Source organism: Streptomyces sp. NPDC026522 (genome assembly GCF_055567555.1).
On record NZ_JBVHQF010000002.1, the window covers coordinates 368,387 to 388,341 of the forward strand.

At 70.6% G+C, this 19,955-nt stretch carries 18 protein-coding genes; 9 read left to right on the forward strand and 9 right to left on the reverse strand.

Annotated elements, in window-relative coordinates; translation table 11 throughout:
- The first annotated feature begins 99 nt into the window (after positions 1–99).
- On the forward strand, positions 100–1,674 hold the full coding sequence (locus ACZ4M3_RS06280) for an MDR family MFS transporter (protein WP_467730462.1): 1,575 nt from the start codon (positions 100–102) through the stop codon (positions 1,672–1,674).
- 142 nt (positions 1,675–1,816) lie between these two features.
- Here the strand turns inward: ACZ4M3_RS06280 and ACZ4M3_RS06285 are convergent, their stop codons facing one another.
- Entirely contained in the window at positions 1,817–2,953 is a 1,137-nt protein-coding gene (locus tag ACZ4M3_RS06285; protein WP_467730463.1) for a serine hydrolase domain-containing protein, read from the reverse strand.
- A 170-nt stretch (positions 2,954–3,123) separates the two neighbouring features.
- Here ACZ4M3_RS06285 and ACZ4M3_RS06290 point away from each other — a divergent pair, with 170 nt between their 5' ends.
- Positions 3,124–3,750: a hypothetical protein gene (locus ACZ4M3_RS06290; protein WP_467730464.1), complete on the forward strand. Its 627-nt coding sequence runs from the start codon at positions 3,124–3,126 to the stop codon at positions 3,748–3,750.
- Between the two features lie 266 nt (positions 3,751–4,016).
- On the opposite strand, the gene ACZ4M3_RS06295 is transcribed toward ACZ4M3_RS06290, so the two are convergent.
- The 3 genes from ACZ4M3_RS06295 to ACZ4M3_RS06305 all read right to left on the reverse strand — a co-directional run bounded on the left by ACZ4M3_RS06295 (position 4,017) and on the right by ACZ4M3_RS06305 (position 6,680).
- A complete protein-coding gene (locus tag ACZ4M3_RS06295) occupies positions 4,017–5,288 on the reverse strand; it encodes an extracellular solute-binding protein (protein WP_467730817.1) in 1,272 nt (423 codons plus the stop codon).
- A 292-nt stretch (positions 5,289–5,580) separates the two neighbouring features.
- A complete protein-coding gene (locus tag ACZ4M3_RS06300) occupies positions 5,581–6,198 on the reverse strand; it encodes an SMI1/KNR4 family protein (RefSeq protein WP_467730465.1) in 618 nt (205 codons plus the stop codon).
- Between the two features lie 59 nt (positions 6,199–6,257).
- Positions 6,258–6,680, reverse strand: coding sequence for a DUF192 domain-containing protein (locus ACZ4M3_RS06305; RefSeq protein ID WP_467730466.1), 423 nt, complete (start codon positions 6,678–6,680; stop codon positions 6,258–6,260).
- 72 nt (positions 6,681–6,752) lie between these two features.
- Here ACZ4M3_RS06305 and ACZ4M3_RS06310 point away from each other — a divergent pair, with 72 nt between their 5' ends.
- A complete protein-coding gene (locus ACZ4M3_RS06310; RefSeq protein ID WP_467730467.1) occupies positions 6,753–7,505 on the forward strand; it encodes a prepilin peptidase in 753 nt (250 codons plus the stop codon).
- 165 nt (positions 7,506–7,670) lie between these two features.
- Here ACZ4M3_RS06310 and mgrA read toward each other — a convergent pair whose 3' ends face one another.
- Positions 7,671–8,708: an L-glyceraldehyde 3-phosphate reductase gene (gene mgrA / locus ACZ4M3_RS06315; RefSeq protein WP_467730468.1), complete on the reverse strand. Its 1,038-nt coding sequence runs from the start codon at positions 8,706–8,708 to the stop codon at positions 7,671–7,673.
- A 128-nt stretch (positions 8,709–8,836) separates the two neighbouring features.
- Here mgrA and ACZ4M3_RS06320 point away from each other — a divergent pair, with 128 nt between their 5' ends.
- From ACZ4M3_RS06320 to ACZ4M3_RS06335, 4 genes are all read left to right on the forward strand, one after another.
- A complete protein-coding gene (locus ACZ4M3_RS06320; RefSeq protein ID WP_361129235.1) occupies positions 8,837–9,598 on the forward strand; it encodes an isoprenyl transferase in 762 nt (253 codons plus the stop codon).
- Between the two features lie 329 nt (positions 9,599–9,927).
- On the forward strand, positions 9,928–11,244 hold the full coding sequence (locus ACZ4M3_RS06325; protein ID WP_136216150.1) for a PhoH family protein: 1,317 nt from the start codon (positions 9,928–9,930) through the stop codon (positions 11,242–11,244).
- Positions 11,245–11,701: 457 nt separating this feature from the next.
- Complete coding sequence (locus ACZ4M3_RS06330; RefSeq protein WP_467730469.1) at positions 11,702–12,415, forward strand: aggregation-promoting factor C-terminal-like domain-containing protein; 714 nt, start codon at positions 11,702–11,704, stop codon at positions 12,413–12,415.
- Between the two features lie 130 nt (positions 12,416–12,545).
- Positions 12,546–13,886, forward strand: a complete 1,341-nt coding sequence (locus ACZ4M3_RS06335; protein WP_467730470.1) for an AI-2E family transporter — start codon at positions 12,546–12,548, stop codon at positions 13,884–13,886.
- A 59-nt stretch (positions 13,887–13,945) separates the two neighbouring features.
- Here ACZ4M3_RS06335 and ACZ4M3_RS06340 read toward each other — a convergent pair whose 3' ends face one another.
- Positions 13,946–14,482, reverse strand: a complete 537-nt coding sequence (locus ACZ4M3_RS06340; RefSeq protein ID WP_467730471.1) for an alkyl hydroperoxide reductase — start codon at positions 14,480–14,482, stop codon at positions 13,946–13,948.
- 3 nt (positions 14,483–14,485) lie between these two features.
- Positions 14,486–15,040: a peroxiredoxin gene (locus ACZ4M3_RS06345; protein ID WP_467730472.1), complete on the reverse strand. Its 555-nt coding sequence runs from the start codon at positions 15,038–15,040 to the stop codon at positions 14,486–14,488.
- 136 nt (positions 15,041–15,176) lie between these two features.
- Between ACZ4M3_RS06345 and ACZ4M3_RS06350 the strand changes: the two genes are divergently transcribed.
- Positions 15,177–16,151 (forward strand): hydrogen peroxide-inducible genes activator, encoded by a 975-nt coding sequence (locus tag ACZ4M3_RS06350; protein ID WP_467730473.1) that lies wholly within the window; start codon positions 15,177–15,179, stop codon positions 16,149–16,151.
- A 46-nt stretch (positions 16,152–16,197) separates the two neighbouring features.
- Here the strand turns inward: ACZ4M3_RS06350 and ACZ4M3_RS06355 are convergent, their stop codons facing one another.
- Both ACZ4M3_RS06355 and ACZ4M3_RS06360 read right to left on the reverse strand, forming a co-directional pair.
- Positions 16,198–16,476: a type II toxin-antitoxin system antitoxin gene (locus ACZ4M3_RS06355; protein ID WP_467730474.1), complete on the reverse strand. Its 279-nt coding sequence runs from the start codon at positions 16,474–16,476 to the stop codon at positions 16,198–16,200.
- Positions 16,473–17,405, reverse strand: a complete 933-nt coding sequence (locus tag ACZ4M3_RS06360; RefSeq protein WP_467730475.1) for an SPFH domain-containing protein — start codon at positions 17,403–17,405, stop codon at positions 16,473–16,475. Before ACZ4M3_RS06360 ends, ACZ4M3_RS06355 begins: the two co-directional genes overlap by 4 nt.
- A 243-nt stretch (positions 17,406–17,648) precedes the next feature.
- Between ACZ4M3_RS06360 and ACZ4M3_RS06365 the strand changes: the two genes are divergently transcribed.
- A complete protein-coding gene (locus ACZ4M3_RS06365) occupies positions 17,649–19,928 on the forward strand; it encodes a transglycosylase domain-containing protein (protein WP_467730476.1) in 2,280 nt (759 codons plus the stop codon).
- The last annotated feature ends 27 nt before the right edge of the window (positions 19,929–19,955 follow it).

Consider the following 19,955-nt stretch of genomic DNA (forward strand, 5'->3'; position numbering starts at 1 on the left):
CTAGTGACGCGTCTACCTTCACCAGTGTAGTGAACTAGCCGGGCGGCAAGTAAGTGGCCGGGTGCGGAAAGTGCCAGGGGAGTGGACAGCATGGTGGAGATGACTGAAAAGACGGAGAACTCCGGGGAGGTGAAGCCCCGCAGCGTCCGCGTCGTGCTCATGGCACTCATGATCGCGATGCTGCTCGCCATGCTCGACAACATGATCATCGGTACGGCGATGCCGACGATCGTGGGTGAGCTCGGCGGGCTGGAGCACCTGTCCTGGGTGGTCACGGCGTACACGCTGGCCACCGCGGCCTCCACCCCCATCTGGGGCAAGGTCGGCGACATGTACGGCCGCAAGGGTTCGTTCCTCACCTCCATCGTGATCTTCCTGATCGGTTCCGCCCTGAGCGGCATGGCCCAGGACATGGGCCAGCTGATCGGTTTCCGCGCGATCCAGGGCCTGGGCGCCGGCGGTCTGATGGTCGGCGTGATGGCGATCATCGGCGACCTGATCCCGCCCCGCGAGCGCGGCAAGTACCAGGGCATGATGGCCGGCGTGATGGCCCTCGCGATGATCGGCGGCCCGCTGGTCGGCGGCACCATCACCGACCACATGGGCTGGCGCTGGTCCTTCTACATCAACCTTCCGCTCGGCGCCGTGGCGCTGGCGATGGTCACGGCGGTTCTGCACCTGCCGAAGAAGAAGGCCCAGGGGAAGATCGATTACCTCGGCGCGGCCCTGCTGACCATCGCCATCACCTCCACCGTGCTGGTCACCACCTGGGGCGGGACCGAGTACGCGTGGGGCTCCGGTGAGATCATCGGCCTGATCGTCCTCGGCGTCGTGGCGATCGCCGCGTTCCTGTTCGCCGAGACCAAGGCCGCCGAGCCCGTCATGCCGCTGCACATCTTCCGCAGCCGCAACTTCACCCTCATGTCGGTGATCGGCTTCCTCGTCGGCTTCGCGATGTTCGGCGGCGTGCTCTACCTGCCGCTGTTCCAGCAGGCCGTGCAGGGCGCCTCCGCCACCAACTCCGGTCTGCTGCTCCTGCCGATGCTGCTCTCGATGATGGTCGTCTCGCTGATCGCGGGCCGGATCACCACCAGCACCGGCAAGTACAAGGTGTTCCCGATCGTCGGCGGCGCCCTCATGGTCGTCGGGCTGTTCCTGCTCGCGACGATGGACACCGGCACCACCCGACTGGTCTCCGGTCTGTACATGGCCGTCCTCGGCGCCGGCCTCGGCTTCCTGATGCAGATCACCATGCTGGTCGCGCAGAACAGCGTGGACATGAAGGACATGGGCGTCGCCTCGTCCTCCGCCACCCTCTTCCGTACGCTCGGCGGTTCCTTCGGCGTGGCGCTGATGGGTTCCCTGTTCACCTCGCAGGTCACCGAGACCATGACCGACCGGCTCGGCCCGGCCGCCGCCGCCAAGTCGGGCTCGGCGCAGCTCGACGCGGCGAGCCTGGCCAAGCTGCCCGAGGCGGTGCGCGACGCCTACCAGCACGCGGTCGCCGCCGGTACGCACTCGGCCTTCCTGCTCGGCGCGGCCATCGCCGTACTGGGCTTCCTGGCGGCCTGGTTCGTCAAGGAGGTCCCGCTCCGGGGCGCCGGACCGGCCCCGGCCGGCGGCGCCGAGGGCGGCAAGCCCGTGCCGGTTCCGCAGGATTCCATCGTCCACTGAGTGCACTGAGTGCACTGAGTCCACCGAGTCCCTGAGACCGGTGGTCGCGGCCCGGCCCCGGGGATCATCGGATCCCCGGGGCCGGGCCTTTGCCGTGCTCAACGGGCCCCGGCGGCGCGTTCACCCCGCAGAGCCGTCGCCGTCAGGAGGCCGCCCGGGCCACCTTGAGCACCGCCGCCGTCAGCGGGAAGTTCTCCGGGGCGGTGCCGCCCGGGAAGCCGAAGCGGCGGCGCGTGTAGCCGTACGCGATGCCGGTCACCGGGTCGGCGAAGCCGTTCGCCCCCGCCGCCCCGCAGTGGCCGAACGCCTCCGGGCCCACCGCCGGCTGGCGTTCGAAGCCCAGCCCGAAGTGGTCCGCCTCCGGGGTCACCAGGTCCTCGCCGGGAGTGTGCGGCTTCGCGAACTCCGCCGCCGTCTCCGGCTCCAGCAGCGCGGGCCGGCCGTCGACCTCGCCGATGGCCGCCGCGTACAGCCCCGCGATGGCGGCCGCCGTGCCGACTCCGCCCGCGGACGCCGGACCCTGCGCCTTCACCAGCGGGTGGTTGCCGTACGCGACGAGGTCCATCGGCGGATCGGCGTGCCAGTTGAACGCGATGGGCATCAGCTCGGGCCCCGGGCCGGCCGCCGCCTGGATCTCCAGCTGCGCGGGCGTCGGCAGCGGCTCCAGGACCGGCTTCCAGCGGTCCTCCGCCCACGCCGGCAGGCCCAGGTACAGGTCCAGTCCGTACGGCGCGCGCACCCGCTCCTCGTAGACCTCCTGGATCGACCGGCCCGTGGTCCGCCGTACCACCTCACCGGTCAGGGCACCGATGACGAACGCGTGGTACCCGTACGCCGTCCCCGGCTCCCAGTACGGTTTCGCGGCCGCCAGCCGCGCCGCGACGAGCGCGTCGTCGGCCAGCTCCTCGACCGTGAACCCCTCCGGCGTGTTGATCAGCCCGGCCCGGTGCGAGAGCAGCTCCCGGACGGTCAGCCGCTCCTTGCCGTGCCCGGTGAACTCCGGCCAGTACGCGACGACCGGCCGGTCCAGCTCCAGCACCCCGTCCTGCACGAGCAGCGCCACCACCAGGTGGGCCGCGCCCTTGGTGATCGAGTAGACGGAGGACAGGGTCTCGCCGTCGGTGTCCTCGCCCGCCCACAGGTCCACCACCGGGCGCCCGTGGTGACGTACCGCCAACTGTGCCTCCGGCGAGTGCGGCTGCGCCGCCACCACCGCCTCGAACTCGGCCCGTACCGTCTCCCAGCCCGCCGCGACGGTGCCGTTCACCTGCACGCCCATTCCATCCCCCTGTGCTCCGTACGTCGAACACCCGGCCCAACTGGCGCTGATCAGCTGGTATTCCCGGCGCTCCGCGGATGTGTCAGCTCCGCGCAGGGCCCCGGCTCCCTTACGGGTGAACGCGCCCGCGGTGTCGTTCCGGCCCGCCGCGAGCTCCCGTTGGACGGGGCATGAACCGCACCCGCACCGCCGCCCTCGCCCTCGCCGCCGCCCTGGCGGCCCTCGCCCCGGCCCTCGGTCAGTCCGCCGCCACCGCGGCCCAGGGCACCTTCCTCCAGGACCCGGGAGGCGACGAGAAGGCGATGAAGTCGATGTGGACGAAGGACGACATGCACAAGGTGGAAGCCCAGTTCCGCCTCTACCCGAACATCCAGTACAAGACGGTCACCCGGACCGAATCGAAGGGCGGCCAGCAGTGGGAGCGTGAGGTCCCCGACCTCAAGACGATGGCCTGGCTGCCCTCGTACGAGTTCGCGTGGTCGGTCGCCGACTCCCAGCTCGTCAAGAAGGCGGTGACGACGAAGGACGGCAAGCACCCGATCGTCGTGCACGCCGTGCTGCGCACCGCCGGCCGGGCGACGGCGGGCGAGGTGGACCAGGAGCTGACGGGCCGGCCGGCGACGGGCCGGGTCAAGGTCCCGGGCGGGAAGCGGATCGCCTGCGACACCGGGGTCTACACGGTGGAGTGGTCGCTCACCCGGTCCGGATACGGGACGCTCCGCGGCACCCTGCGCTGGGACTCCAGCTGCGAGCAGTACCGTACGGCGTTCTCGGACGACAACGGGCGGATCAAGTAGGCCGGGCGGATCACGGGGGGAAGGCCGGCCGTCCGCGCACCTTGTGGGTGGTCGCCGGACGGCTGGGCCGCGGCCTTGGATCAAGGGCCGTGGGGATCATGATGCCGCAAGGGGTGGGTGCGGCGTGCGGGGAACGTCCCTCTCTTCAGGAGGCGTTCACTCGCGGAGGCGGTGCCGCGTGGCCGGGTGCCTGCCGGTCGGCGAGGGCTGAGCGCTGAGGGCTGGCGCGCTGAGATCTCGGGGTCCGGGGGCGTCGGCCGGGCCGCTCAGTGCTTCTTGCCGGCCGCGGCCGCCTTGGCGGCGATGTCCTCCAGGACGCTCTTCGCGTCACCCGTCGGTTCCACCGCACGGCCGATGTTGCGCTTGATGGTGTCGCTGACCGTCAGCCAGGACGGGTCGTTCACCGGGTAGAGCTGGGCCCCGCGCAGGGCGGTGAGGAACTGCTCGTCGTTCTTGTCGATGCCGCCGCCGGACGGGCTGCGGGAGGCGCTGACGGTCGCGGGCAGCAGGTGGTAGCGGCTCGCGAAGTCCGACAGGTACTTGTCCTGGTAGACGAAGTCCAGGAACTTGCCGATCTCCGCACCCTTGCCGTTCTGCTTGAACGCCATCATCCAGTCCGCCACGCCGACGGTCGGCGGGGTCTCGCCGGCCCCCAGCGTGTCCGAGACCGGCATCGGGACGGTGCCGACGCTGATGCCCTTGGCGCGTGCCTCGTAGGCGAGCGACGGGTAGCCGTTGACCATGCCGACCTCGCCGCGCAGGAACGCGGCGAAGGCGTCGGCGCGGTTCAGCTGCGACGGGGCGACCGGTCCGGTCAGGCCGGGGGTGACCAGGTTGTCCTTGACCCACTTGAAGGTCGCGATGTTCTGGTCCGACGCGAGGCTGTAGTTGCCGCTGCTGTCGGCGTAACCGCCGCCGTTGCTCAGCTCCCAGATCAAGGCCTCGGCGTGTGCCTCCTCCGGCCCCAGGGGCAGGGCGTACGGGACCTTCACGCCCTTGTCCTTGAGCGCCTTGGCGTCGGCCTTGAGGTCGTTCCACGTCTTGGGAGCGGCGATTCCGGCCTGCTTGAACAGGCCCTCGTTGTAGAAGAGGAGGCGGCTGCTCGCCACGAAGGGCAGCCCGTAGAGGGTGTTGCCGACCGACCCGGCCTCGGTGAGGGGCTGGAGGAAGTTCGCCTCGGCGGTGACGGCGAGGAGTTCGTCGGCGGAATAGAGCTTCCCCTGTGCTGCGAAGTCCGAGTAGGAGCCCATGAGCGCCATGTCCGGCGCGTTGCCGGCCTTGACCATCCGGGAGACCTCGCGGTCGATGTCGGCCCAGGGCAGCAGCTGCACCTCGACCTTGACGTCGGGATTGGCGGTGGTGAAGTCGTGCGTCACCTTGTCCCAGTAGGCCTTGGAACTCGTCGCGGAACTGTCGCCGTATTCCGCGGCGACGAGGCGGAGCGTGCCCCTGTCAGCTGCGCCTCCGTCGGAACTTCCGCATCCTGCGAGAGGTATCAGTAGACCGATCACGGCCGCACCGGCGGCCGGGCCGAACATTCTTCGTCGCACGGGTGGATTCCCCTGAATATTTCGTGTTTCCCGGTGTTACTTATGAGTTACTCCGGGCCGAGGTGTCCTTCCATGGCCCGTTGGCCGGAATTCTCTCCTGACGGCAGGGCGCTTGGTCCCATTGGGGCGGCAGTTGTGTTCAATGCTCCAACTGGCCTTATTCCCTATGGTGTTTTCCGATATGTGATCGACAATTCCGACGCGCGTAGACATGCCGAAACGCCCGTTTCCGGCCAGGAAACGGGCGGGGGAAGAGCTGGCGAGAAAAAAGGGGGAAGGGTCAGTCGGCGAACTCGCCCGCATACGGGTCGGGCTCGCCCGTCTCGGGGTTGCGGCCCTCCTGCCAACGGCGCTGCGCCTTGCGCCAGTGCACGAAGCTGAGGTGGCCGCCGTCCCAGAACGTGATGCTGACGGGACTCACGTCGAACTCGTCCGAGCAGAGCCGGTAGAGGAATTCGGCCATGCCGTACGGGTAGAGGGCGAACGGGTCCGCGGTGTGCCGCCCGACGACGAGGACCGGCCACCGGTCCGGGTCGGGGTCGTCGGTGAGCCAGCACAGGATGTCGGAGCCGCCGGTGACCCCCCAGGCGATGATCGACTCCGGGTCCACGTCGAAGGCGGCCCGGCCGCCCCCGGCCTCCCACGCCTGGCGGGCGTTCTCGGTCTCCTCGGTCATCTCGGCCGGGGCCCACTGCAGTCCGGGCTTCGGGAGCGGCAGCAGGATGCCGGCCTCGCCGTTGATGGAGCCGGAGCCGTAACGACCCATGAACGCGATGAAATCGGCCGGGAACCGGGTGCCCCAGGCCGCCTCCGCGGCGGGCCAGTCGATGTCCTCGTCGGCGCCGTGCGTCGCCGGCATGATCTGCTCCAGCGCCTTGACCGCAACGTTCTCCGTCATGCCGCTCCCCTGCCACCCCAGCTCAACCGCCCCAACCTACCCCCGGGGCGGCGCGGCGCCTAGCTGCCGTCTCGTCCTCCGGGCCCGACGTCCAGCCGGGTCCCGGGGCGCAGGTCCCAGGCCGCCATCGCACCGGCCGCGGCCTCCAGGACGTGCCGGGCGCGCAGGCGGGGCAGGCCGAGGCGGCCGGGGCGCATCGTGGTCACGGCGATGACGGTGAGGTCGCGGTCCAGGTGGGCCACGTCGATGGGGAAGCGCATCCGGAAGGTGTGCACGGAGGCCGCCGGGGTCAGCAGCAGCGCCCCGGTCACCCCGTCCCGGCCGAGCAGCCCGCGGGTGCGGGCCCGGTACGAGGCGGCGATCTCCAGCGGGACCTCCAGCGCGACCCCCGGGACCTCCGGGCGGACCCCGGGCGTGGCCCGCGCCGGTGCGGGGATCCTGAGGGTGGCCCTGCCGTCCGTCCAGTGCCGCCTGATCGCCATGCCCGCCAGGGTAGGGCCCGATGGGCCCCCGGGCCCATGCCCGCGCCGCCCGCCGGGGCCTACGGTCTGCGGATGGGCCTGGCCGTGATCATCGTTGCCGCCGTCTACGGCGTGAGCTGTGGACTGCTGCTCCTGCCGCGCGCCGCCTACCGGCTGTCGGTGGACCCGGAGCGGCCCTGGCGGGACCGCTGCCCCGAGGGCCACCCGCTGCCCGGCTGGCTCGGCCCGGCCCGCTGCCCGGGCGGCCCCCGCGGCGGACCGTCACCCGCGCGGCCGCATCCGTACGGGCCCTCCTCCGCCCGCACCGCGACCCTGACCGGCGCCGTCTGCGCCGCCCTCGCCGCGGCCGGCGGTCCCCGGCCCGAGGCGGCCGTCTTCGTGGCGCTCGCGCCCGTCCCGGTCCTGCTCGCCCTGGTGGACCTCGCCGTGCACCGGCTGCCCGACCCGCTGACCCTGCCGCTCGCCGCGCTCACCGCCGCGCTGCTCGGCGGCGCGGCCCTGCTGCCCGGCGCCGCCGGCTCCTGGCGGCTCGCGCTGCTCGGCGGGGTCGCGCTCGGGGCCGGGTACCTCGTGCTGTTCCTGGTCAACCCGGCCGGGATGGGGTTCGGCGACGTCAAGCTGGCGCTCTCGCTGGGCGTCGCTCTTGGGTGGTACGGGTGGGGGGTATGGATCGCCGGCGCGTTCCTGGGCTTCGCGTACGGCGCCGGATACGGGCTCGCCCTTGTGCTGCGGGGCCGCGGCGGGCTCAAGGCGGCCTTCCCGTTCGGCCCCTTCATGGCGGCCGGCGCCCTCACCGGACTGCTGCTGGGCGGCTTCGGAGCGTAATCGTTTCGCGCCGATGCACGCAGGACGCTTTACGAAGGGTTATGGTGGAACCCCCCCCTCGGGCCGGTCCGTATCCCCCCCACGGACCGGCCCGTTTTTCTTTTCCCTCCACCCCCGCGGGCACCGCCGCAAAAGCGCAGGTCAGTGCCGCGGGTGTGGCGGACGTCAGCCCCGCTGGGCCCAGATGTTGGTCCCGGGAGTCGAGACGGCGTAGGAATCGATCTCTTCCAGCTCCTCCCGGGTCAGCGGCGGACCGGCCAGCGCGGCCACGTTCTCCTCCAGCTGCGCCACGCTCGACGCGCCGATCAGCGCCGAGGTCATGCGGCTGTCGCGGAGCACCCAGTTCAGCGCCAGCTGCGCCAGCGACTGCCCGCGCCGGGCGGCGATGTCGTTCAGGCCGTTCAGCCGCCGCACCACGTCGTCCGACAGCAGGTCCGGGTCCAGGGACTTCCCCTGGGTGGCCCGCGAGCCCTCCGGGATGCCCTTGAGGTACTTGCCCGTCAGCAGCCCCTGCGCGAGCGGCACGAAGGAGATGCAGCCCATGCCGGCTTCCTCCAGGACGTCCAGCAGGCCGTCGTCCTCCGTCCAGCGGTTGATCATGGAGTACGAGGGCTGGTGGATGAGGGGACGCACCCCCATGCCGGTGAGGATCCGCGCCGCCTCGGCCGTCTGCTCGGCCGTGTACGAGGACACGCCCACGTAGAGCGCCTTCCCCTGCTGGACCGCGGACGCGAGGGCGCCCATGGTCTCCTCCAGCGGGGTCTCCGGGTCGAACCGGTGCGAGTAGAAGATGTCGACGTAGTCGACGCCCATCCGCCTGAGCGAGGCGTCGAGCGAGCCGAGCAGGTACTTGCGGCTGCCCCATTCGCCGTACGGGCCTTCGTGCATCAGGTAGCCGGCCTTGGTGGAGAGCACCAGTTCCTCGCGGTGGGCCGCGAAGTCCTGCGCGAACACCTTGCCGAAGTTCAGCTCGGCCGAGCCGGGCGGCGGGCCGTAGTTGTTGGCGAGGTCGAAGTGGGTCACGCCGAGGTCGAAGGCGCGGCGCAGGATGGCGCGCTGCGAGGCCAGCGACTTGTCGTCGCCGAAGTTGTGCCACAGGCCGAGGGAGACGGCGGGGAGTTTGAGGCCGCTGCGGCCCGTGCGGCGGTACTCCATGGAGTCGTAGCGCGAGGGCTCTGCCCGATAGGGATTGGTATCAGTCACGTTGTCCTCCCTATCACGGACCTGTGACCGGCCGAGTTGGGTACCCGATCCCGCCGCGCAGTAATGTGGCGGCTCGGGGGTAGGGACCGCAATCCGCACGGGGGATCGCACGGAGGGGCTGGAAGATCGTGAAGCTGCGCGACCTGGTGTACAGGCTCTACGCACGCCGGGTGGAAGGCCGCCTCGACCACGACGCGTCGCCCAAGCACATCGGCGTGATCCTGGACGGGAACAGGCGCTGGGCGAAGGCGTCCGGAGGCACGACGGAACAGGGCCACCAGGCCGGGGCCGACAAGATCTCGGAGATGCTGGGCTGGTGCACCGAGACGGACGTCGAGGTCGTCACCCTGTGGATGCTGTCCACGGACAACCTGGACCGGCCGGAGGTCGAGCTCCGTCCGCTGCTCAACATCATCGAGAACACCGTGCGGGGCCTCGCCGCGGACGGCCGCTGGCGGGTCCATCACGTCGGCAACCTGGACATCCTCCCCGCCGGGACCCAGACCGTGCTCAAGGAGGCCGAGCAGGCCACGCACGACGTCGACGGGATACTCGTCAACGTCGCGGTCGGCTACGGCGGCCGGCAGGAGATCGCCGACGCGGTCCGCTCGCTGCTGCTGGAGCACGCCGAGAAGGGCACCTCGTTCGAGGAGCTCGCCGAGGTCCTCGACATCGACCACATCGCGGAACACCTCTACACGCGCGGCCAGCCCGACCCGGACCTCGTCATCCGCACCAGCGGCGAGCAGCGGCTGTCCGGTTTCATGCTGTGGCAGAGCGCGCATTCGGAGTACTACTTCTGCGAGGTCTTCTGGCCGGCCTTCCGCAAGGTCGACTTCCTGCGGGCCCTGCGCGACTACGCCGCGCGCCACCGCCGGTACGGCACCTGAGCGCACCGGACCTGACGCCCCCTCGGCCCCTCCCGGGGGCCGCCCCCTCCCGTCGCGAAGCCTTCACCAGCGCTTCACCGAGCGTCCGTCATATGCCATGGCATGGGCGCGCCGGTTCGAGGGCATACCCCTAGCAGGTCGACGCCCGATCCACGGGTGTCGAATCTCAGCGGACGGCATGGGGCCGTCCGCCCGGGAGGCCCTTTGCACCAGGACGCGCGTGCGGTTCGCACGGACGACGTGGAGGGCCGGAAATCGGCCCGCGCATGGGTGCCGATGACCGGTCCGGTCTTCATGGCCCGACCTCTTCCGAGGGGGTACGTCCTTCCGTGGTGACCAGCACAAAGCGCCGCCTGCCCGACAGGCGGACCTACGTCCTCGACACCAGCGTCCTGCTGGCAGACCCCAACGCGGTCTCCCGCTTCGAAGAGCACGAGGTCGTGCTCCCGATCGTGGTGATCACCGAGCTGGAGGCCAAGAGGCACCATCCCGAACTCGGCTACTTCGCGCGCCAGGCCCTGCGCCTGCTCGACGACTTCCGGGTCCGCTACGGTCGCCTCGACGCCCCCATCCCGCTGGGCGATCTGGGCGGAACCCTGCGCGTCGAACTCAACCACTCCGACCCCGGCGTCCTGCCCGCGGGATTCAGGCTGGGGGACAACGACTCCCGGATCCTGGCCGTCGCCCGCAACCTCCAGGCCGAGGGCTACGACGTCACGGTGGTCTCGAAGGACCTGCCGCTGCGCATCAAGGCCTCCTCCGTGGGGCTGCTCGCCGAGGAGTACCGCGCCGAGCTCGCGATCACCGACAGCGGCTGGACCGGCATGAGCGAGCTCGCGCTCTCCGGGGAACAGGTCGACCTGCTCTTCTCGGAGGAGCGGCTCTACGTGCCGGAGGCGGCCGAACTTCCCGTGCACACCGGGCTCGTCCTCCAGTCGGAGCGCGGCAAGGCGCTCGGCCGGGTCACCGCGGACGGCAACGTGCGTCTCGTCCGCGGCGACCGCGAGGCCTTCGGGCTGCACGGCCGCAGCGCCGAGCAGCGCATCGCGCTGGACCTGCTGCTCGATCCCGAGATCGGGATCCTCTCGATGGGCGGCCGGGCCGGCACCGGCAAGTCGGCGCTGGCGCTGTGCGCGGGCCTCGAAGCGGTGCTGGAGCGCAGGCAGCACCAGAAGGTGATGGTCTTCCGGCCGCTGTACGCCGTGGGCGGGCAGGAGCTCGGCTACCTGCCGGGCACCGAGGCCGAGAAGATGAGCCCCTGGGCGCAGGCGGTCTTCGACACCCTCTCCTCCGTCGCCGGGCGCGAGGTGATCGAGGAAGTGCTGAACCGCGGGATGCTGGAGGTCCTGCCGCTCACGCACATCCGGGGCCGTTCGCTGCACGACGCCTTCGTGATCGTGGACGAGGCCCAGTCGCTGGAGCGCAACGTCCTGCTGACCGTGCTGTCCCGGATCGGCGCCAACTCGCGGGTCGTCCTGACCCACGACGTGGCCCAGCGGGACAACTTGCGGGTCGGCCGGTACGACGGCGTGGTCGCCGTCGTTGAGAAGCTCAAGGGACATCCGCTGTTCGCCCACGTCACGCTGACTCGTTCCGAGCGCTCCCCGATCGCCGCGCTCGTCACCGAGATGCTGGAGACGCTGTGACGGGGGCCCGCCGACCCTGACGGCCATAAGGGGCAGAAACCCCATACGGGGAAGATGAGTTGGCGCCGCCCGGTAAAGGCCCAGAAGCCTAGCCGGGCGGCGTCGCGCTGCACAGGTCTTCGCTGAAATCAGCGGCCTTCCGGCAGGTGTGACCTTTCCCACGCAACGTGGAATTGCCCCGCGGCGTCGCGGTCCGGCAGAGTCTGCTTTCCGTCAGGCCCCGCATACGGCACTCTCCTCCGGACTCCGTCCGGGGGTACCCCGTACCTCTCACGAGGTACGCGCAGCACCACAACTCCAGAGCCGGTCGCCGTATGCCGCCCGAGCTAGTCGGCAGCCCCCGCCAGGGAGTTGCCCCGGGCCCGCGCCTCCAGTGACCGCGGATTCATGGAGGCCAGTGTCGAGGGGCACTATTGCGACCGCGCGGTCACTGCGGACGCTGCTGGAAGGACACCGTGTGAGCCGGATCTCGGTCCGGGGGTTCGCAGTGGCTTCGGCCACCGCGGTCACCACCGTCGGCGCAGTCGTTGGCGTTGCGGCGGGCGACGCCTCCTCGAACGATCTCGAAACGACCGCCGCCGGGGCGACTCTCCTCACTGACATCCCGGTCGGCGACCAGGCGCAGGTCCAGAGCGCGTCCCTGACGCAGCAGGCCGACGCCATCGCCCACGCCGCCGACGCCGACGCCCAGCGCTCGGCCGAGGAAGCGGCGCGCATCCAGGCGGCGCAGGACGCCAAGGCGAAGAAGACGGACGCCGAGGCCGCCGCGGCCAAGAAGAAGGCCGACGAGGAAGCGGCGAAGAAGAAGCACGAAGAGGAAGACGTCGCCAGCCGCTCCGCGACGCGCAGCGCCGACGACTTCGCCGTCCAGGGCTCCTACACGGTCGCCCAGGTCAAGGACATCGCCCGGCAGATCGTGCCGGCGGGCCAGTTCCAGTGCTTCTCCAACATCATCAACGAGGAATCGACCTGGAACTACCGGGCCGTGAACTCCTCCTCGGGCGCCTACGGCCTGGTCCAGGCCCTGCCCGGCTCCAAGATGGCCTCGGCCGGCGCCGACTGGCGCACCAACCCGGCCACGCAGATCCAGTGGGGCCTGGGCTACATGAACGACCGGTACGGCAGCCCGTGCAGTGCCTGGAGCTTCCACCAGGCCAACGGCTGGTACTAGGTCTCCACGTCGTCCCGGGAAAGCAGTCCCGGCGGTCAACCTCGGGGAGCCCCGCACCGTCCTACGGTGCGGGGCTCCCCGCGTGTACGGTCGGGCGAGTGCGTCCGCGGGCGGGGGGAAAGGGAAAGACATGACGAAGAGGGCAGGCTGGCTCGGCCGGCTCGGCAGAGGGCTCAGCCAGATCGGTGCGCGCCTCGACGAACGGCGGGCCGAGGTCGAGGCGGAGACCGCCGTCGACGTGCCTGTTCCCGTTCCGGCCTCGGCCCCGGTACCCGTCGACGGGCCGGTGCCCGCCGTCGCGGGCGGCGATCCCGGCTGGCGCGAGCGGCCCGACCCGGTGACGGTCATCCCGTGGGGCATGCGGGTCGCCGCGGAGGCCAGTTGGCGGCTGCTGCTCGTGGCCGGGATGCTCTGGGTGCTGATGAGGGTGATCAGCGAGGTCCGCCTCGTCGTCCTCGCCTTCTCCGCCGCCCTGCTGGTCACCGCACTGCTCCAGCCGTTCGTCGTACGGCTGCGGCGGCTCGGGCTGCCGCGCGGGCTGGCCACGGCCGTGACCGCGATCCTCGGCTTCGTGGTGATCGGACTGGTCGGCTGGTTCGTGGTCTGGCAGGTCATGGAGAACCTCGACACGCTCTCCGACCGGGTGCGCGAGGGCATCGACGAGCTCAAACTCTGGGCGCTGGACAGTCCGTTCCACGTCACCGAGAAGCAGATCAACGACATCGCCAAGAACCTCACCGACACCATCGGCACCAACACCGAGCAGATCACCTCGGCCGGTCTACAGGGCGTGACGGTCCTGGTCGAGGTGCTGACCGGCATCCTGCTGTCGATGTTCTCGACGCTCTTCCTGCTCTACGACGGCAAGCGGATCTGGACCTGGGTGCTCGGCCTGGTCCCGCGCGCGGCCCGGCCCGGGGTGGCCGGCGCCGGTCCGCGCGCCTGGCGCACGCTGACCGCCTACGTCCGGGGCACCGTGCTCGTGGCCCTGATCGACGCCGTGTTCATCGGCCTCGGCCTGTACTTCCTCGACGTCACGATGGCGGTGCCGCTCGCCGTCTTCATCTTCCTGTTCGCCTTCATCCCGCTCGTCGGCGCGGTGGTGTCCGGCGCCCTGGCGGTGGTGGTGGCGCTGGTGACCCAGGGGCCGTTCATCGCGCTGATGGTCCTGCTGGTGGTGCTGGCGGTGCAGCAGATCGAGGGGCACGTGCTCCAGCCGTTCATCCTGGGCCGGGCCGTACGGGTGCACCCGCTCGCGGTGGTGCTGGCGGTGGCGGCCGGCGGGATGGTCGCCGGCATCGGCGGTGCGGTGGTCGCCGTGCCGCTGGTGGCCGTCACCAACACCGTGGTGGTGTACCTGCGGGCGTACTCCCGCGACCAGCAGCGCGCCGGGGCCGCCGCGACGGGCCCCGGTCCGCACGGCGCCACGGCCCTGCCGCGCGCCGAGCGGGCCGAGGGCGAGAACGCGTGAGCCCCCGCGGCCGGTGACGGCTGCGGGGGCCCCGGGTCCCGTACGCGTACGAGGGAGCGCTACTCGGCGGCGAGGGCGGCCTCGGCGTCGAGGGTGACGGCGACGGCCTGGATCACCGAGGCGATCTTGAAGGCCTCCTGGACCGTCTCGCGGCCGACACCGGCCTTGCGCAGCACCTGCTCGTGCGAGTCGAGGCACTGGCCGCAGCCGTTGATCGCGGAGACCGCGAGCGACCACAGCTCGAAGTCGATCTTCTCCACGCCCGGGTTGCCGATCACGTTCATCCGCAGGCCCGCGCGGAGCGTGCCGTACTCGGGGTCGGACAGCAGGTGGCGGGTGCGGTAGAAGACGTTGTTCATCGCCATGACCGCGGCCGCCGACTTGGCGGCGGTGTACGCCTCCGGCGACAGGGCGGCCTTCGCCTCCGGCTCCAGCTCACGCAGGACGCGCGCGGAGCGGGCGGCGATCGCGCAGGCCAGGACCGTGCCCCACAGCTGCTGCTGCGGGAGGTCGCTGTTGCCGATGACCGAACCGAGGTTCAGCTTCAGGTCCTTGGCGAAGTCCGGAACGGCGGCCTTGAGGGAGTCGAGGGACATCGCTCACTCACCGGCCAGCAGCGCGCCGGCGTCCAGGGTGCCCTCGCCCTTGTTCCAGTTGCAGGGGCACAGCTCGTCGGTCTGCAGGGCGTCGAGGACCCGCAGGACCTCCTTGGGGTTACGGCCCACGGAACCGGCGGTCACCATCGTGAACTGGATCTCGTTGTTCTGGTCGATGATGAAGACGGCGCGCTGTGCGAAGCCGTCCTCGCCCTGCACGCCACAGGCCCGCATGAGCTCGTGCTTGGAGTCGGCCAGCATCGGGAAGGGCAGGTCACGCAGGTCGGCGTGGTCCTTGCGCCAGGCGTGGTGGACGAACTCGGAGTCGCCGGAGACGCCGAGGACCTGGGCGTCGCGGTCCTGGAACTCCTCGTTGAGCTTGCCGAAGGCGGCGATCTCGGTGGGGCAGACGAAGGTGAAGTCCTTCGGCCAGAAGAACACCACGCGCCACTTGCCCTCGTAGGTCTTGTGGTCGATCTGCGCGAACTCGCTGCCGGCCTCGAGCGAGACGCAGGCGGTCAGGTCGTAGGTGGGGAACTTGTCACCGACAGTGAGCACGTGCTCTCCTTGCAGACATGGAAATTTCCCTTTTTGGGGGTTTTCCAAGGGGGTTGGACGGATCTCACATGCTGGCACAGCTGCATTGATTACGGAAATAGCTACTCTTGTGGCTGGTGATCGGAGGTACCTATCAGTGGCTACGGGTAATAGGGGAGTGAAGCTCGGCCCCAAGAACGGGTCGGCCCGGCAGGCGACGCTCGCGCAGCTGCGCGCCTTCGCGGCGGTCGCCGAGCACCTGCACTTCCGGGACGCCGCCGCGGCGATCGGGATGAGCCAGCCGGCCCTGTCGGGGGCCGTCTCCGCCCTGGAAGAGGCCCTCGGCGTGCAGCTGCTGGAGCGCACCACCCGCAAGGTGCTGCTCTCCCCGGCGGGCGAGCGGATCGCCGTCCGGGCGCGGGCCGTACTCGACGCCATGGGCGGGCTGCTGGAGGAGGCCGACGCGGTGCGCGCGCCCTTCACCGGCGTGCTGCGGCTCGGCGTGATCCCCACCGTGGCCCCGTACCTGCTGCCGACCGTGCTCGGGCTGTTCCACCGCCGCTACCCCGGGATGGACCTCCAGGTGCACGAGGAGCAGACGGCCTCGCTGCTGGAGGGGCTGGCCGCCGGGCGGCTCGACCTGTTGCTGCTCGCGGTGCCGCTGGGTGTCCCCGGCGTCACCGAACTGCCGCTCTTCGACGAGGACTTCGTCCTGCTCGCCCCCCGGGAGCACCCCCTCGCGGGGCGCCGGGACATCCCGCGCGAGGAACTGCGGGAGCTACAGCTCCTACTGCTCGACGAGGGCCACTGCCTGCGGGACCAGGCCCTCGACATCTGCCGGGAGGCGGGGCGCGCGGCCGGGGCGGACGTCACCACCACCGCCGCCGGGCTCTCCACGCTCGTGCAACTGGTCGCGGGCGGCCTCGGGGTGACGCTGCTCCCCCGTACGGCGCTGCGCCTGGAGACCGCGCGCAACGAGCACCTGGCCACCGGGTACTTCGCCGAACCGGCCCCCTCGCGGCGGATCGCCCTGGCCATGCGGACCGGGACGGCCCGGCAGGAGGAGTTCACGGCCATCGCCGCCTCGCTGCGCGAAGCCGTCCGCCCGCTCCCGGTGTGGCTGACCGACTAGGGGGGTGTCCGACGGATCATGGCCAGCCCGGCCTCGGGGCCCCGGCTCAGGGCTCCGGAGTGGTGCGCGGCCGGCCGCGGGGCGGGATCGGGCCGACGCCGCCCGGCAGCCGGCCGGATTCCGACAGGGCCCGCCGGAGCAGGAACTCGATCTGGGCGTTGGCGCTGCGCAGCTCCTCGCCCGCCCAGCGCGCCAGCGCCTCGTACACCTGCGGGTTTAGCCGCAGCAGCACCTGCTTGCGCCCCTGGCGCCCCGCACGCGCGCCCCGCTCCGGCTCCTCGGCCGGGCCGGGTCCGGAGCGGGGCGCGCCGCCGGCGGAACTCACTGGTAGAGGGTGCCGGTGTTGAGGACGGGCTGGGCCGCGCGGTCGCCGCAGAGCACCACCATCAGGTTCGAGACCATGGAGGCCTTGCGCTCCGGGTCCAGGTCCACGATCTCCTCCTCCGCCAGGCGGGTCAGGGCCAGCTCCACCATGCCCACCGCACCCTCGACGATCTGCTTGCGGGCCGCCACCACGGCCCCCGCCTGCTGGCGCTGGAGCATCGCGGAGGCGATCTCCGGAGCGTACGCGAGATGCGTGAAGCGGGACTCGATGATGTCCACGCCCGCCGCCTCGACGCGGGTCGAGAGCTCCGCCGCCAGCTTCCGGGTGATCTCCTCGGCATTGCCGCGCAGCGACAGGCCGCCCTCTTCGTGGGCGTCGTAGGGGTACTCGATGGCGATGTGCCGCACGGCCGTCTCGGTCTGAGTCTCGACGAACTCGGTGAAGTCCTCGACTTCGAAGACCGCGCGGGCCGTGTCCGCCACCCGCCACACCACGACCGCCGCCAGCTCGATCGGGTTGCCGTAGGCGTCGTTGACCTTCAGCACGTTCGTCTCGTGGTTGCGGACCCGGGTGGAGATCCGCTCGCGGGAGGTCAGCGGGTTGACCCAGCGCAGGCCCTCGGTGCGGATCGTCCCGCGGTAGCGGCCGAAGAGCTGTACGACGCGCGCCTGGCCGGGGGCGACCGTGTTGAGGCCGCTCATCGCGAAGACGGCCGCGATGTCCAGCAGGACGCCCGCCACGATCAGCGCCACCTTGAGGGCGTCGACCCCGGCCATCGAGCCGAGGACCACCAGGCCGGTCCCCGCCACGAGGCCCGCCAGGCCGAGCAGCAGGGCGGGTCCGCCGCCGATGCTGTGCGCGGTGAACTCCCGTATCCCGCTGGGGGATACGGGGAACGCGCCGGATTCCGTCGCCGATGCAGCGGTCATGATTGTGCCCCCGTTTGTCGGTGATGCCCGGCCGTGGTCGGCCGAAGCTTCTAGCGAAGTGATATCACTTTTTCGCTCCGCCGCAACCCTTCCGGCCCCAAGCGCGTCGGTTCCAGTGATGTGGGTGCTGATTCTCACGTCCGAAATGACCCGGTTTGATCGGGGTTAGCCAACCTTTGTCACAGCCTGCGGTGTTAGTTTTCTGAGCTGACGTCGGGGGGGTAATCGAGCGGAGCGGGAGCGATGGGCCGAGCAGAAGCGCGACGGGCGCAGCAGCAGCGCGGTGCGCAGAAAGCGCCGAGCGGGCGCTCAGACGGACGCGCGGGCAAGGCGGCCGGCAAACGCAGCGGCATACGCCGCTTCTTCACCTGGAAGAAGGTCCTCGGCGCGTTCTTCGGGACGGTCCTGCTCCTGATAGCCGGCGCGTTCGCCGCCTACTTCCTGGTGGAACCGCCGGACCCGAGGAGCGACGCGGTCCTCCAGAGCAACACCTACAAGTACGCCGACGGCTCGATCATGGCCCGTACCGGCCAGACGAACCGCGTGATCGTCCCGATCGAGAAGATCCCCGACGACGTGCGGACGGCGTTCATCGCCATCGAGAACAAGTCCTTCTACAAGGACAGCGGCGTCGACGTGATGGGCATCGGCCGCGGCTTGTTCAACACCCTGCGCGGCAAGGGCACCGCCGGTGGCTCGACGATCACGCAGCAGTACGTCAAGAACTACTACCTGACCCAGGACCAATCGGCGACCCGCAAGCTGCGCGAGCTGGTGATCGCCATCAAGGTCGACCAGCGCATGTCGAAGGACGACATCCTCGCCGGCTACCTGAACACCAACTTCTACGGCCGCAACGCCTACGGCATCCAGGCCGCGGCCCAGGCCTTCTACGGCGTCGACGCGGACAAGCTCACCCTCGCGCAGGGCGCCTACCTCGCCGCCGTCATCCAGGCCCCCAGCCAGTACGACTGGGCGACCGCCGGCCCGAACGGCAAGCACCTGGTGATGCTCCGCTTCAACGCCGTCCTCGACAACATGGTCGAGATGGGCAAGCTGGACCCCGCCAAGCGCAAGACGATCCAGTTCCAGGAGCCCATCAAGCCCAAGCCCGCACCCGGGCTGGACGGCCAGAAGGGCTACCTCATCGAGGCGGCCAACGCCGAGCTCAACCGGCACAACGTCACGGACGCCCAGATCACCGCCGGCGGCTGGACGATCACGCTCAACGTCGACAAGAAGAAGCAGGCCGCGCTGGAGAAGGCGGTCCAGGACAAGCTGGAGTCCCAGCTCGACCGCAAGAACGTCCAGGAGCGGCCCCAGGACCAGAGCGTGCAGGCCGGTGCCACCTCGGTGGACCCGAAGACCGGCGCGATCGTCGCGATGTACGGCGGCACGGGCCTGAACGAGAAGTACAACAGCAACGCGCTGCGCACCGACTTCCAGCCCGGCTCGACCTTCAAGCCGATCGTGCTGGCCACCGCGCTGGAGACCGGGGCGACCACCCAGGACGGCCGCAAGATCACCCCGAACACCCTCTACGACGGCACCAGCAAGCGCCCCGTCGTCGGCAGTTCGGTGCCCTTCGCCCCGCAGAACCAGGACAACATCAACTACGGCGACCCGATGCTCACGGTCCAGGAGGCCACCAACTCCTCCGTGAACTCCGTCTACGCGCAGATGATCGTGGACGCCAAGCCGGCGAGCGTGAAGAAGCAGGCCCTCGCCCTCGGCATGCGCGACCGCGACGGCTGGCCCGAGGACAAGCCCGCCATGTCGCTCGGCACCATGAGCGCCAACACCGTGGAGATGGCCGGCGTCTACGCCACCTTCGACAACCACGGCAAGAAGGTCACCCCGACCATCATCAAGAAGGCCGAGCGCAAGGACGCCCAGTACGACCCGGGCAGCCCGATCGGCGGCCAGGCCATCAGCCGCAAGACCGCCGACACCGTCACCAAGGTGCTCACCGGCGTGGTCGCCGACGGCTCCGGCAGGGCCGTGAAGAGCGACGCCTACCAGGCCGCGGGCAAGACCGGCACCACCGAGTCCAACGTGGCCGCCTGGTTCACCGGGTACACCCCGGAGCTGGTCACCGTCGTCGCGATGTTCGGCGAGGACCCCAACAGCCACCGGCAGGTCACCCTGACCGGTACCGCCGGCGGTGGCCGCGCCGGCGGCTCCAGCTTCCCCGCCGAGATCTGGAAGGCGTACACCACGGCCGTCCTCAGCGGGGTGAGCACGGGCGAGTTCGACCTGTCGGACGCCGAAATGGGCCCCGTCCAGGCGCCCACCCGGTCCGCCTCCCCCACGAAGGACCCGAGCCCGACCGCCAGCACCTCGGCGAACACCAAGTCGCCGACGGCCACCAACAGCCCGACCAAGACCGCCGACCCGACCGGCCACACCAAGGACCCGACGAAGACGGCCGACCCGACCAAGCCGACGAAGGACCCGACGAAGGGCCCGGACCCGACGAAGTCGTTCATCTTCCCGCCGCCGCCGCAGGAGCAGCAGCCCTGACGGCCCGGAGAACGGAATACCGCCCCG

What these genes read in the sequence shown, in the direction of transcription:
- ACZ4M3_RS06280 (WP_467730462.1), top strand. Translation starts at nt 100, where the DNA reads ATGACTGAAAAGACGGAGAACTCCGGGGAGGTGAAGCCCCGCAGCGTC.
- ACZ4M3_RS06285 (WP_467730463.1), bottom strand. Translation starts at nt 2,953, where the DNA reads ATGGGCGTGCAGGTGAACGGCACCGTCGCGGCGGGCTGGGAGACGGTA.
- ACZ4M3_RS06290 (WP_467730464.1), top strand. Translation starts at nt 3,124, where the DNA reads ATGAACCGCACCCGCACCGCCGCCCTCGCCCTCGCCGCCGCCCTGGCG.
- ACZ4M3_RS06295 (WP_467730817.1), bottom strand. Translation starts at nt 5,288, where the DNA reads ATGTTCGGCCCGGCCGCCGGTGCGGCCGTGATCGGTCTACTGATACCT.
- ACZ4M3_RS06300 (WP_467730465.1), bottom strand. Translation starts at nt 6,198, where the DNA reads ATGACGGAGAACGTTGCGGTCAAGGCGCTGGAGCAGATCATGCCGGCG.
- ACZ4M3_RS06305 (WP_467730466.1), bottom strand. Translation starts at nt 6,680, where the DNA reads ATGGCGATCAGGCGGCACTGGACGGACGGCAGGGCCACCCTCAGGATC.
- ACZ4M3_RS06310 (WP_467730467.1), top strand. Translation starts at nt 6,753, where the DNA reads ATGGGCCTGGCCGTGATCATCGTTGCCGCCGTCTACGGCGTGAGCTGT.
- ACZ4M3_RS06335 (WP_467730470.1), top strand. Translation starts at nt 12,546, where the DNA reads ATGACGAAGAGGGCAGGCTGGCTCGGCCGGCTCGGCAGAGGGCTCAGC.
- ACZ4M3_RS06340 (WP_467730471.1), bottom strand. Translation starts at nt 14,482, where the DNA reads ATGTCCCTCGACTCCCTCAAGGCCGCCGTTCCGGACTTCGCCAAGGAC.
- ACZ4M3_RS06360 (WP_467730475.1), bottom strand. Translation starts at nt 17,405, where the DNA reads ATGACCGCTGCATCGGCGACGGAATCCGGCGCGTTCCCCGTATCCCCC.
- ACZ4M3_RS06365 (WP_467730476.1), top strand. Translation starts at nt 17,649, where the DNA reads ATGGGCCGAGCAGAAGCGCGACGGGCGCAGCAGCAGCGCGGTGCGCAG.